Source organism: Mesorhizobium sp. B2-3-4, assembly GCF_006442315.1.
GTDB lineage: Bacteria > Pseudomonadota > Alphaproteobacteria > Rhizobiales > Rhizobiaceae > Mesorhizobium.
In genome coordinates this window covers 10,543-23,421 of sequence record NZ_VFVY01000002.1, presented here as the reverse complement: position 1 = coordinate 23,421, position 12,879 = coordinate 10,543, and the positions used below count along the sequence as shown (strand labels likewise).

10 protein-coding genes are annotated in these 12,879 nt (G+C 62.8%); 2 read left to right on the top strand and 8 right to left on the bottom strand.

Features of this window, described 5'->3' with window-relative positions; genetic code table 11:
* Positions 1-6: 6 nt before the first annotated feature.
* The 3 genes from FJ967_RS03795 to FJ967_RS03785 are packed head-to-tail and all read right to left on the bottom strand — an operon-like array spanning position 7 to position 2,262.
* A complete protein-coding gene (locus FJ967_RS03795) occupies positions 7-936 on the bottom strand; it encodes a PhzF family phenazine biosynthesis protein (protein WP_181175660.1) in 930 nt (309 codons plus the stop codon).
* Complete coding sequence (locus FJ967_RS03790) at positions 899-1,276, bottom strand: Rid family detoxifying hydrolase (protein WP_140730365.1); 378 nt, start codon at positions 1,274-1,276, stop codon at positions 899-901. Before FJ967_RS03790 ends, FJ967_RS03795 begins: the two co-directional genes overlap by 38 nt.
* A gap of 14 nt (positions 1,277-1,290) precedes the next feature.
* Positions 1,291-2,262: a quinone oxidoreductase gene (locus FJ967_RS03785; RefSeq protein ID WP_140730364.1), complete on the bottom strand. Its 972-nt coding sequence runs from the start codon at positions 2,260-2,262 to the stop codon at positions 1,291-1,293.
* Between the two features lie 165 nt (positions 2,263-2,427).
* On the opposite strand from FJ967_RS03785, the gene FJ967_RS03780 reads away from it, so the two are divergent.
* Complete coding sequence (locus tag FJ967_RS03780) at positions 2,428-3,297, top strand: LysR family transcriptional regulator (RefSeq protein WP_140730363.1); 870 nt, start codon at positions 2,428-2,430, stop codon at positions 3,295-3,297.
* Positions 3,298-3,318: 21 nt separating this feature from the next.
* On the opposite strand, the gene FJ967_RS03775 is transcribed toward FJ967_RS03780, so the two are convergent.
* Positions 3,319-6,318 (bottom strand): autotransporter domain-containing protein, encoded by a 3,000-nt coding sequence (locus tag FJ967_RS03775; RefSeq protein WP_140730362.1) that lies wholly within the window; start codon positions 6,316-6,318, stop codon positions 3,319-3,321.
* Positions 6,319-6,759: 441 nt separating this feature from the next.
* Here FJ967_RS03775 and FJ967_RS03770 point away from each other — a divergent pair, with 441 nt between their 5' ends.
* On the top strand, positions 6,760-8,466 hold the full coding sequence (locus tag FJ967_RS03770; protein WP_140730361.1) for a GMC family oxidoreductase N-terminal domain-containing protein: 1,707 nt from the start codon (positions 6,760-6,762) through the stop codon (positions 8,464-8,466).
* 42 nt (positions 8,467-8,508) lie between these two features.
* On the opposite strand, the gene FJ967_RS03765 is transcribed toward FJ967_RS03770, so the two are convergent.
* Genes FJ967_RS03765 through FJ967_RS03750 form a run of 4 tightly spaced genes read right to left on the bottom strand, consistent with a single transcriptional unit; the run spans position 8,509 to position 12,846 of the window.
* Positions 8,509-9,213, bottom strand: a complete 705-nt coding sequence (locus FJ967_RS03765) for an ABC transporter ATP-binding protein (RefSeq protein ID WP_140730360.1) — start codon at positions 9,211-9,213, stop codon at positions 8,509-8,511.
* Positions 9,210-10,058: an ABC transporter ATP-binding protein gene (locus FJ967_RS03760; RefSeq protein ID WP_140730359.1), complete on the bottom strand. Its 849-nt coding sequence runs from the start codon at positions 10,056-10,058 to the stop codon at positions 9,210-9,212. The genes FJ967_RS03765 and FJ967_RS03760 overlap by 4 nt, the downstream gene beginning before the upstream one ends.
* Positions 10,055-11,758, bottom strand: a complete 1,704-nt coding sequence (locus FJ967_RS03755) for a branched-chain amino acid ABC transporter permease (RefSeq protein WP_140730358.1) — start codon at positions 11,756-11,758, stop codon at positions 10,055-10,057. The genes FJ967_RS03760 and FJ967_RS03755 overlap by 4 nt, the downstream gene beginning before the upstream one ends.
* On the bottom strand, positions 11,755-12,846 hold the full coding sequence (locus tag FJ967_RS03750; RefSeq protein WP_140730357.1) for a branched-chain amino acid ABC transporter permease: 1,092 nt from the start codon (positions 12,844-12,846) through the stop codon (positions 11,755-11,757). The genes FJ967_RS03755 and FJ967_RS03750 overlap by 4 nt, the downstream gene beginning before the upstream one ends.
* Positions 12,847-12,879: the final 33 nt, after the last annotated feature.

Genomic DNA, 12,879 nt, shown 5'->3' with positions numbered 1-12,879 from the left:
AACCGCTCAAGCGGAGGACGGCACGCGCAGGGTGCCCTCACCCAGTATGACTGTCGAGCCGCCGACCTCTATGCTCGCGATCAGTCCGTCTCGCATGTCGGCCGATGCCTCGATGACGCTGGGCCGCCCCATCTTCACGCCCTGATCTATCGTGATGGACAAAGTCTGTTTGCGCGCACGCTTGGCCAGCGAGCCGACCAGCGTGACAGCCGCTGCGCCCGTGGCCGGGTCCTCATCGACGCCGAGCGCCGGCGCGAACATGCGCGCATAGAGAGGCTCCGAACCTACCTCGCCTGAAAAAATCAGCACATGCGGCGACCAGAGATCGGCCTGGCGTGCTGCCCAGACGGTACGGTCGAGCATCGCGTGATCGACGGTCTCGCGGCTGGCGAGATGCGCGACTAGAAATGGCACGCCGCCACTGGCGAACCAGGCTGACACGACATCCGCTTCGTTCAATGTCAGCAAGCTCGCCACAAGGTCGAAGGACGGCACGATCGCAGGGATTTCGATCTCGCGCCGGACTGTAAAGCGAGCTACGATGCTTTCCTGGCGCAACATCACATCGACTTCGATATTGCCGATCCCCTCCTCGAGAACAATCCGGCCCGACCCGAGGCCGCGATAACCCAAAACAGCCGCTGTCCCGACAGTAGGATGGCCCGCGAAAGGCAATTCCGACGCCGGTGTGAAGATGCGGACGTTCGCCGCGTTTGCCATGTCGCGGGGCGGCAGAACGAATGTGGTTTCCGAGAAATTCATCTGCCTGGCAATCGCCTGCATCGTTTCATCCGAAAGACCGGCGGCGTCGGTGAAGACCGCAAGCTGGTTTCCACCGAAATGCGTTTGCGCGAACACGTTCGCGATGACGAAATGATATGATTGCAACACGAGACCCTCAGTTCGCGATAAGGTCGATTTCCACGCGAGCGCCAAGCGGCAGAGCCGCCACGCCGATACAGGTCCTTGCCGGGAAGGGCGCCGAGAAATGCCGCGCATAGACTTCATTCATCGCCGCGAAATCGGCGATGTCGGTCAGGTAGACGCCGACCCTGACGACATCCGCCAATGTCCTGCCCCCTGCTTCGAGCACGACCTTGAGGTTGACGAAAATCTGCTCGGTCTGCGCCCTGACGTCGCCTTCGATCAACCTACCTGACGCTGGGTCCTGGGCCACCTGGCCGCTGAGATAAAGGGCGGAAGCCGACTGCATGCCTGGGGAAAACGGCCCTGCAACCGGGGCCAGCCTGCTCGACGTGATTGCCTGTCGGGTCATCGTTGATCTCCTGTTCAGACGGTAAGGATCGTTGCGCCGGTGGTCCTGCGGCCTTCGAGGTCGCGGTGCGCGCTTTCGGCCTTTGCAAGATCATAGCTATGAGGTTTGGAAACACGCAGCTTGCCGGTTGCGACCGCGTCGAAGAGATCGGCGGCGGCAGCCTCGAGATCGGCGCGTCCCGCAGTGTAGTGGAAGACCACGGAACGCGTCAGGAACAGCGAGCCTCTCTGTGCGAGCTGCGAGACCTCCACCGGCGGCACGGGACCGGACGAAGCCCCGCACACGACCATCAGTCCGTGTGGACGCAGACAGTCGAGCGATCCGAGGAACGTATCCTTGCCGACGGAATCGTAGACGACAGGCAGCTTTTTACCGTCGGTGATCTCCTGCACGCGGGTGACGAAATTCTCGCGTGTGTAGACGATGGGATGATCGCAGCCATGTGCCTTGGCGACCGCCGCTTTCTCATCGCTGGACACGGTTCCGATGACAACCGCGCCCAGCGCCTTGGCCCACTGCGTCATCAGCAGGCCCAGTCCTCCGGCGGCGGCATGGATGAGGATCGTGTCGCCGCGCCCTACCTTGTAGACCTGACGGAGAAGCATCTGGGCCGTCAGCCCCTTGAGCGTGATCGCCGCCGCCAAATCGTCCGGTATGCTGCCCGGCAGGCGGATGAGGCGATCGGCGTTGATGATCCGCGCCTCGCTATAGGCACCGAGCGCGCCGGCGTAGCTGACCCGGTCGCCGACACTCACGGAACTTACGCCCTGCCCGATGGCTTCGACGACGCCTGCTGCTTCCATGCCGGGGATGAGCGGGAGCGGCGCGGCGTAGAGCCCGGTGCGATAATAAACATCGATATAGTTGACGCCGATGGCGGTATGGCGAAGCCTGACTTCGCCGGGTCCAGGAGCGCCGACATCGACCGTTTGCTGCATCAGGACTTCAGGGCCGCCCACGGCGTTGACTTGGATCGCACGAACCATCTGAAATCTCCTTGTAGATGCTGCCTATCGAGCAGCCGTTTCCTGGCGCTGGCGATGGTCTTCGGCCTGTAACCGAGCCATTCGACGCTGACATATCAGGGCTATCATCAGTATGGAAAAGAATGTTATGCATGCCTTCAATAAGAATCCATAATGAAAGAACCGATGATCAACGTCCTTGATCTGAACCTTGTCAGAACATTCGTCTCGGTGGCTGAGCGGGGGGGCATGACGACCGCCGGCAACGCTCTGCATCTCACGCAAAGCGCCGTCAGCCAGCAGATCAAGCGTCTGGAGGAGGCGCTGGGAACCGCGCTCTTCATCCGTGACCGCAAGGGCATACGATTGACCCGCGCGGGCGAACGGTTGCGCGGCAAAGCGGTTCGCCTGCTGAGCTTGAACGACGAGATTCTTGCAGAGATGTCGGTGAACGGCCTTTCCGGCAGCATCCGTGTCGGCGTGCCGCTCGACCTGGTCGGGAACATGCTTTCGGCCATATTGAAGGCTTTTGTTGAAGCACATCCCCATGTCGAAGTGTCGCTGGTCTCCGGCTCCTCGACGGATCTCAAGAAACTCGTGCAGGGCGGAGCGATCGATCTTGCCATTGTCGAGGAATTGTCGTCGGTCCCTGCCGCCAATTGTCTCGGGGTCGAGCGGCTTGTCTGGGCCGGCGCAAGACATGGACGCGCCTATCGCAGGAAGCCGTTGCCCGTTTCGATGGTTTCGGAAAGCTGTGCGTTCCGGCCGATAGTCATCGAGGCGCTCGACAAGGCTGCGCGCGATTGGCGCACCGTGTTCGAGAATGTCAGCATGGAGGCCACCGCCGCGACGACGCGCGCCGACCTTGCCGTATCGGTGTGGCTTGAAGCCTTCGTTCCGGATGATCTGGAGATATTGGACGCGGAATGCGATGTGCCGCGCCTGCCGTCTTTCGCCATCAACCTCTATGGGCCTTCAAGAAACGCCGCTGCCGCGGCGCGCTCCTTCGAAGCGCACCTGCGTGCCGGGTTTCCCAGGGAACGCCGCGCATCATGAGGGTGGAAACCGGCGCGACCTTTAGAACTTCACCCCAAGCCTGGCATTGAATGCGTGGTCCTGCGCATCCGAAGCCAGCTGGCCGCGATAGGTCACGCCTAGCACGGCATTGCCGGTCAGGCTGACGTCGATCGCAGCCTCGAGGACAGCGGCATCCCTGGCGATTGGCACGCCCTCAATTGTGAATGAGTCGGAGCCGGTGAAAGCGAAGGTGGAAAGCGGCGTTCTACCGTCATAGGCATGACGCCAGCCGACCATGCCCCTTGCCCTGGCAGGGATACCGGAGAGGCCGAGATCAGTCGACACACGCGTCCCCACCGTTGTGAAGGCAACTGCTGAGGTATCGCCGTTGGCATGCAGTGCGCTTGCACCGCCGGTTTCCGAATAGGCTTCGGTCTGAAGACTGACATAGGACAGGTTGGCGAACGGCTCAAAGGCCACCGGAGCGCTATCGATGCGATAGGCAGCCTCGCCGAAGGCATGGAACAGGCCGGCGTCGTACTTCGCTTCCAGACTTTCGGCGAACCCCGGGAAGGCGACCGAGCGAGAGGTCTCGACCTTGCTCCAGGTGTAGCCTGCTCCCGTCCGCAGGCTCAGCCGGTTCCATTGGGTGCCGGCGTAGACGTCGAGCGAGTAGTTCTGGCTGTCGCCGGACGAAGCACGGTCGCTGACGTCGAAACTGGTGTGACTGTAAGCAGCCGCCAGACCGAGCCGCCAGCTCTCAAGCGCCAGTGCGTCCACCCCGGCGACCAGACCGCCGTTCGACCTATTCAGCGATGCGGCTCCCCCGCCATCCGCGCGGCCCCAGGATCCGAAAGCGGTGCCCCATGCCGCGAAACGATCGGTCGTCGCCGGCGCGAATTCGGGTCCGCCCTCCCCGAAGGCCATCACAGGCAGGGATGCTGTTGCGGCGTCGTTGTCGAAGGCTGCGCGCAGACGTTCGTTCACGGCATCGGTCAGAAGCCGTGCATCATCGATCAGCGCGGTCTTGGCTGAGGCGTGTATTTCTCCGGTCAGCTGATCCAACGCTGCGCGCGTGGCACCGGCATCGCTTTGAAGCGCGATAGCGTTCCAGAGCGGATTGCCGGAGGCGAGACTGTCGATGGCGACGGCGACGGCCTTCTGGTTGGGCGTATCGCCCACCTGAGCAAATTCGATGTCGTTACGAACCAGTTCGAGCGTCACGTCGTTGCCGTCGCCGCCGGCATAGTCGAGCTTCTCGTCGAGAAAGAGAAGGTTCTTGTGAACCATGGCGAACGAGCCCATCACGGCATCAGCGCTGTCATTGTCGATGATCACGAACGGTCCGTTAGAGAGGTTCCAGCTCGCAGCGCTTGCGGGCGACATAAGAAGGTCGAGAGTCGCACCGGTGATATCGACCGTGCCCTCGACCTTGACCTGACCAGCAGAGGTCGGTGTCGCCTCGATCTGCAGCGTGCCATGATTGACGTAGTTCCCGGCGATGGTCTGCGTACCCACGGAATTGCCCGGCGCATGAATACCGCCGCTATCCACGGTGGTGGCCCCCAGTGAGCCTGTGCCGCCAAGCGTGGCGCCCGTTCTGACGGTCACCGTGCCCGTGAGACTTCCATTGACGGCCATTGCGCCAGCAACCAGCTCGATCCCGCCCGCGAAATCAGCATTGCCGCCGAGAGTCCATTTTCCGCCCGACGCATCGAGCTTGCCGGACGCGAAGTTCAGGAAATTTCCAGAGAAGCTCCCGCTGCCCGTTCCGGTCAGCAGCAGGGTGTTGATGCCGGCTTCGCCGTCGACATTGCCCTGGATGGACGCGCCGGTTTCGAGCTTGAGGCTGGAATTGCCAGCGCCGAGCTTGACATTGCCGTTGATCGTACTGCCGTGCAGCAACGACAGGTCGAACTGGCCCGTTCCTCCCTGGATCGCCGCCGCCACGCCTGTTATCGACGCATCGGCCACGCTCATCTGTGTCTTGCCGCTGCCGCCAAAACGCGCGCCGATGCCGTTGGCGCTCGACAGGCCTCCCGTGATGGAGCCGCCGGTGATGGTGACCGTTGTGTCCCCTGCCGTCACCACCGAAAGCCCGTGCGTGCCACCCTTCAGCGCGCCGGCCGTCTGCTTGAACGTCGCCGCGCCCGTGGTCTGCAAAACAACGGCATGAACGTTGGTTGCGGTGATGGTGCCCGAATTGGTGACGTCGGCGGTGCCCTGCGAGACAAACAGGCCGACATCGCGTCCCTCTATGGTTCCCGTATTGGTCGCAACCGCGTTACCGTTCTGCAGCAGCACAGCGTAGATCGGGCTGGCGAATGAGCTGTCGCCCTTGGCGGTGTAGGTGCCGCTATTGGTGAAGGTCGTATCGCCGTGGCTCCAGAAACCCTGGCCGATATTGGTGAAGGCGACGGAGCCTGAATTGTCGAGTGAACCGCCACCGTTCATGATGACGCCGAAACCGCCCCCCGTGCCGGAAACGCTGCCCTTGTTGGTGAAATGCCCGGCCGTGGGCGAGGTCGCGAAAACAACGCCGCCGACGATGGTGTTGCGGTTTTCGACGGTACCGCCGGCGAGGACGTGAACGCCTATCCAGCCTCCTGAAATCAATCCGTCATTCTGGACATCGGCCGGGCCGCCATCGATCACAATGGCATCCTGGGCGCCCTCGACCTTACCGGTAGCGCCGACGTTGACTGTGCCGCCCGCGCGCAGCCAGACACTGTAGGCACTGCTGTTGGCATCGAGAACCTTGATGGAACCATCCACGTTGACGGTCCAGGCGCCGAGTCCCGGCGACATATAGGGTGCGACATTGCCGCCGCTCTGTGTGGTTATGGAGCCGGACTGCACAATGTTGACCGTTCCGGTAGGGTCGGTCACGGCGGCAATGGGCGTGGTCTGCGCTGTCGAGACGGTGATTGTCTCGGCTTGGGAACGGTCGACTGTAACGGATGCGACAGACGCAAGAAGAGCCAGGTTCAAGACATGAAGGCGCGACAGCCGGTTCTTGTTCCTGCCGTTGCCGCGCTTGCGGTAATTCATCGAGTTCATTGCACATCCCCACGCCACTCGATCCGGTATCGCGCGGGGTCAGCAAAGGAGGCAACTCGCATTGACCTCACTCGAGTTGAGCAGAATTCACTTGCTGGGCAACGCGCGGCAAGCAGCGATCGAGGTCATGTTCAAGCGCTTGGACAAAACGGCCGAACCAGCCTCCGAGTGCCTCCGCACGGGTGGTGCATCGCACATGTCCTGCGCGAAACGGCTCCATCTTGTCCAAGGCATCGCGTTGCGGGGTACGGACTATGGAGGCCCTCCTTCGTCGAGTTTTCGATGATGATGGAGGCCAATTTCGGCTATACGCCGCCACAGCGATAAATGGCAGGGCGTGTGTGCTGGACGCTTACAGCACTATCGGATCCTTCCAGCCGTAAATCACCGATCCGGCAATCGCGGCATTGACGTTCTCCTATAGTAGAATTATGAGATCACATGCTTTTCGATCATGTGATTGTGGGTGGCGGTTCCGCCGGTTGCGTACTTGCCAACAGGCTGTCGGCGGACCCTCGCCGCAGTGTCTGTCTCATCGAGGCCGGTCCCGACACGCCGCCGGAAGCCGTCCCCGATGCAATCTATTCGGATGCGTTCCTGCCGGACTATTTTCAGCCCTACCGATACTGGACCGACCTTGAAGCCTATACCGGTCCTGTCGGAAACAGTTCGCAGGCGCAGATCAAGGCCGACATGAAGCCGCGCCGTTACGAGCAGGCGCGCGTGATGGGCGGCGGCTCGTCCGTAAACGGACAAGTTCTCATTCGCGGCCTTGCCGCCGACTATGACGAGTGGGAAGAACTCGGCGCCGCTGGCTGGTCTTGGAAGGATTGCCTGCCGCTGTTCAAGCGCATCGAGCGCGACCTCGACTTCGCCACTCCGCTGAGCGGTACGGAGGGACGCATCCCGATCCGGCGAACCTTCCCCGAGCACTGGAGCCGTTTTGCGCTCGCCTTTCGCGACGCGGTTGGAAAGGTCGGTATTCCCTATCTCGACGACAGCCATCAACAGACCGGTGACGCCTGCTTCCCCTTCGGCCGCAACAACGCCTACAATCACCGCGTCTCGGCCGCTGCCGGCTATCTCGATGAATCGACACGCCGTCGCCCCAACCTGAAGATACTCGCCGGCTGCATGGTTCGCTCGCTGACGTTCGACGGCCGCAGGGCAACGGGCGTCACGATCCTCGCCAATGGCAAGCAAGAGCGCATCGAGGCGGGGGAAATCATCCTGTCCGCCGGCGCCCTGCACACACCCGCGCTGCTTATGCGTGCCGGCATCGGCCGCGCCGAGCATCTTGCTGATGTCAACGTTCCGGTCCTGTGCGACCGCCGCGGCGTCGGCGAGAACCTGCTCGATCATCCGCTGATCGGCTTCGGCGTGCATCTGCGCGATAACGGCCAGCTCTCGCCCGAGGCACGAAACGGCTTCCTCATGCATATGCGCTGGAGCTCGGGTCATCCGGGGTGTTCGGCTGTCGATATGAAGCTGACCGTTTCGGGGCGCTTTGCCGCGACACGGCTCGGCCGGCGATTGGCGACCGTCAATTTCGGGCCCAACAAGGCATATTCGAAAGGCATCGTGCGCCTCAATGCGGCTTCGGCCGAAGCCGAACCGTTCGTTGCGTTCAACTACCTTTCCGACGAACGGGACCTTGCACGTTTCAAGTCGACCGCCCGGCAGGTCGCCGGGTTTCTGTCCTCCGCGCCGGTGAGCAATTTCGTCAACGGTTTCTGGCCAGGCATCTACGCGGAGTCGCTGCGCAACCTCTCGGCGCCGACGCCCTGGAACCGCTTGGTCACGAACATCGCCGCCAGCCTGCTCGATCTCGGCGGACCGGCGCGCCGGATGGTGCTGGGCGCGGCTGTCGACCAGCGCTTTCCACTGGAGCGCACGCTTGCCGACGAGGCCACCATGGAAGGCTGGATCCGCGCCGGCGTCCAGGGCGACTGGCATCCATGCGGCACCTGCAAGATGGGTGCGCCCGATGACCCCTATGCCGTCGTCGACCCGCAGGGCTGCGTCTACGGCGTCGAGAGGCTGCGCATCGCGGATGCCTCGATCATGCCGTCCATACCGAGCGCCAACATCAATCTGACGACGATGATGATAGGCGAGAAGATCGCCGACAGCATAATCCAGGCATAGGCCTGGGCGTGCCGACGCAACGATGCATGCAGGGCTACTGGCTCAGCCCAGATAGATCGAGATAACCCGCTCGTCCCCGGCCAGCTCAGGCCCCGGCCCTTCGAGAACGATCTCACCATGTTCCATGACATAGGCATGGTCGGCGATCTCGAGAGCCATCAACGCGTTCTGCTCCACGAGCAACACGGTGGTGCCGGCCGCGTTGATGGCCTGGATCGTATCGAACACCTGCTCGACCACCAGCGGGGCGAGGCCCATCGACGGCTCGTCCATGAGCAGCACCCTGGGCCGTGCCATCAGACCGCGAGCGGTCGCCACCATCTGCTGTTCGCCGCCCGAGAGCGTGCCCGCCACCTGGCGTCGCCGCTCCTTCAGCCTCGGGAACAGTTCGAACATGCGGTCGCGGTCCTCGGCGATCGCCTGATGGTCGTTCCTGGAGAACGCGCCCATCAGCAGATTTTCCTCGACCGACAGGCGCCCGAATATGCGCCGCCCTTCCGGCACCTGGACAATGCCCCGGCGGGTGATCTGGTGCGGCTTGAGTTCCTTCGTCGACTGCCCGTCGATCCTGATCGTGCCGGCGCTGATCGGCAAAAGCCCACTGATGGCATTGAGCGTGGAGCTCTTGCCGGCGCCATTGGCTCCGACGAGCGCGACGATGCCGCCGTCGACGATCTTGATAGAGACGCCCCGGACGGCTTCGATATTGCCATAGGCAAGCGACATGTTCTCGATCTCGAGTATCATGACTGGCTTTCCCTGGCGGGCGATACCGCCGCCTGTTGGATGCCGGTCGCCACGCGCTTGGCGCCACGGCTTCCGCCTGATCCGAGATAGGCCTTGATGACGTCGGGATTGCGCTGGACCTCGGCTGGAATGCCGTCGGCGATCTTGACGCCATGATCGAGGACAACGACCTGGTCGGACAATTCCATCACCATCTTGATCTGGTGCTCGATCAGCAGGATCGTGATGCCGAGCTCATCGCGCAGCCTGCGGATGAAAACCGCCATTTCCGCTGTCTCGCTCGGATTCATTCCGGCCACGGGTTCGTCGAGCATGAGCAGCCGCGGCCGGGTTGCAAGCGCGCGCGCGATCTCGAGCCGACGCTGTTCGCCATAAGAAAGATGGTCCGCTACCATGTGGCCCTTGCCCGCCAGCCCGACGAAGCCAAGCAGGCGATCGGCTTCGAGCGCGGCCTGAAGTTCGGCTTCCCGGTTTGACCGGAGATTGAGCAGCGATCCCCACCAACTCGAGTGCTTCAGATGCAGATGCATACCCACCAGCACGTTTTCCCGGGCGGTCATGTTTCGGAACAGCCGGATGGTCTGGTAAGTTCGGGAAATGCCTGTAGCGACGACCATGTCGGGCAACATGCCGTCGATGCGCGTGCCTGAAAAGTATACTTGGCCGTTACTCGGCGATATCAACTGCGTCAGACAGTTGAACGCGGTCGTCTTGCCAGCGCCATTCGGCCCGATGATGCTGCAGATAGCGCGCTCGTGAACCTCAAGGTCGAGCGCTTTTATCGCGACGAGACCGCCAAAGCGCTTGCCCATGCCGACCGCGCGCAACACGACATTGCCCGTCATGGCCGTGCCACCGGAGTACTCCCACCGACGGCGATGGGTGAGACGAGCCGGCGCCGGCGACGGCTGGCCGGCAACAAGCCCTCGGGCATCAGCCTCATCGTCAGGATGAGGGCCAATCCATAGAACAGATATCGGAATTCTCCGAATTCGCGCAGTGCCTCCGGCAGGCCGATCAGCACCAGCGCGCCCAGCACGACGCCCGACAGACTGCCCAACCCGCCGACGACGATCAGGGCAAGAACGTTGATGGACATCAGAAGCTGGAAGCTTGAGGGAAATACGGAATTCACCATCACCGCGAAGATCGAACCGGCCAGGCCCGCGAAGGCCGCGCCGAAGGCGTATGCCAGCAACTTGCTCTGCACGAGATTGATGCCCATGGCCTGCGCGACGTCTTCATCTTCACGTAGCGCGATCCATGCGCGCCCGAGTCGAGATCGCTCCAGCCGCCAGGCGCAATAGGCGGCGAAGAGAGCGGCGGCCAGCGTCAGGTAGAACAACGACACGGCGCTGCCGAACTGGAAGCCGCCGACCTGCGGCTTGGGTATCTGCAATATGCCCTGGGCTCCGCCCAGAAGCGGCGCCGCGGCATCGGACTGCACGACGATGCGGACGATCTCGCCCAGTCCAAGCGTCGCGACGGCAAGGTAATCGCCCTTGACCCCAAGCACCGGGATGCCGAACAGGATGCCCATCAGCACCGCGCCCAGAACCGCTATCGGCATCGCCAGCCAGAAAGACAGGCTGGGAATTGCTGTGTAATGAGCAAGCGCCAGCGGGCTGTCCGCGGTGAGAATGGCGGTGATGTAGGCGCCGGTCGCGAAGAAAGCGACGAAGCCGAGATCGAGCAGGCCGGCGAGGCCGAGTTCCAGATTGAGGCCCATGCCCATCAGGACATAGAGGCCGATGAGCAGAAAGACCTGCGCGATATAGGGACCGCCAGCGATAGGAACCAGAAGCAGCAGCAACAGGATGAACAACGCGGGTACAAACCGCCGCCATGAAGAAACATCGCCGGCGCCGGCAGGCTTGCGGTAGACGAGCGGCAGCGCGGCGGCGGCCAGCGCGACCGCGAAGACAATCAGCGCGCCGGTGGCGGTCAGGCCGTCCCATCCGTAGAACCACGGGGCAAGCCAGCGGAACAAGGCATTGCTTTGCAGGATGACCTGGATGAATTCCTGGAACATGCCGCAGAGCAGCACCGACAGAGCCGCCGGAAACAATAACCGCCGGACCTTGTCGGGCAGGCGCTGATAGAACGCGCCCGCCGACGCCACGAGGGCCGACCCCGCGACCAAGATGGCGGTGCCGTCGACGCCGCTTTGCCCGAAGGTCAGTAGCCTGGCCAGGGGTGGCACCAGCGCGATGAAGACTGGACGCAGATTGACGCTCAAAATGACGCCGGCAAAGCCCGCGACCAGCAGTCCCGCGACCGCTCCGGCGAGCGGTGCGGTCCAGAAGGCCGGGGTACGATCCTGCGGCGAAGGCCTTTGACTGAGCGCGCCGGCGAGGAAGACGATCGTGAGCAACGTCATCTGTGCCAGCGTAAGCGCATTGGCGATGACCGGACGGGCGTTCATCATCGCGATAAGCCCGACACTGCTTAGATAGATCGCGATCAGGGCCGCCGCGGCACCCGCCGTCAGGCCGCGCCGCAATTGCAGGCTCGGCGTCTTTCCATCGTCCTGCCGCATGCTCATGCCCGCTTCTTCGCCATCGCTTCACCAAACAGGCCTTGCGGCCTGAAGATAAGCACCATCAGGAGGACAAGGAACCCGATGGCGTCGCGCAGCTGATAGGGCGCCGTGATGCCAAGGCCGTCAAGGAACAGCGCCGGGCCGACGGCTTCGATCAGGCCAAGGAACATGCCGCCGATCATCGCGCCAGGTATGCTGCCGATGCCGCCGAGAACGGCTGCGCCGAAAGCCTTGATGCCCGGCGCGAAGCCCATGAAGAAATGCACCTGCTGGTAGATCAGCGCGTAACAGACGCTGGCGACTCCCGCCATGGCGCCGCCGAGCGCAAAGGCGAAGACGACGACCCGGTCGACATCCACGCCCATCAGTGCGGCCGCGGCCTTGTCCTCGGAGACGGCGCGCATCGCCATCCCCATTCGGGTGCGATGGACGATCAGGTAAAGGATGACCATGGCCGAGATCGCGCAGCCCATGACGAAAAGGTTGACGACCGGCACCCGCAATCCAGCCACGTTGATGACGGCATCGTGCCAGGTGGTGAGCGGATAGGATTTGACGCCGGATCCGAACATGCCGCGCACCGTCTGCTCCAGCACGAACGATACGCCAATGGCGCATATCAGCGGCGCCTGGCCAGGGCTGTTTCGGAATGGCCGGTAGGCAAACCGCTCGGTGGCGAGTGCCACCGCTATGCACGTGGCCATTGCGACAGCGAAGATCGCGACTATGGCCAGGACCGGATGAGTGGCCAGCAGTCCATTTCGCGACACGCCGGAGGCGACGAAATAACCGGCGAACGCGCCCGTCATGGTGATGTCGCCATGGGCGAAGTTGATCATCCTGAGCACGCCATAGACCATCGTGTAGCCGAGCGCGATCAGGGCATAGACGCTACCGAGCGTAAGCCCGAACATAGCGAAGTCGAACCATTGTGCGAGTGAGTACCGCCCTTGCAACAGCGTTGCCACGGCGCCGAAGATGGCGATGGCGGCCACCGCGCAACGCAGCGCCCACATGAAGACGTCGATGCCGTTGATGCGCTTGCGGGCGCTTGCTCCCGGCGGAAGCGTGGTAAGGCTGGTGTCGCTCATTCAACGTCCGATACAACCGCACCTCGTCGCGAT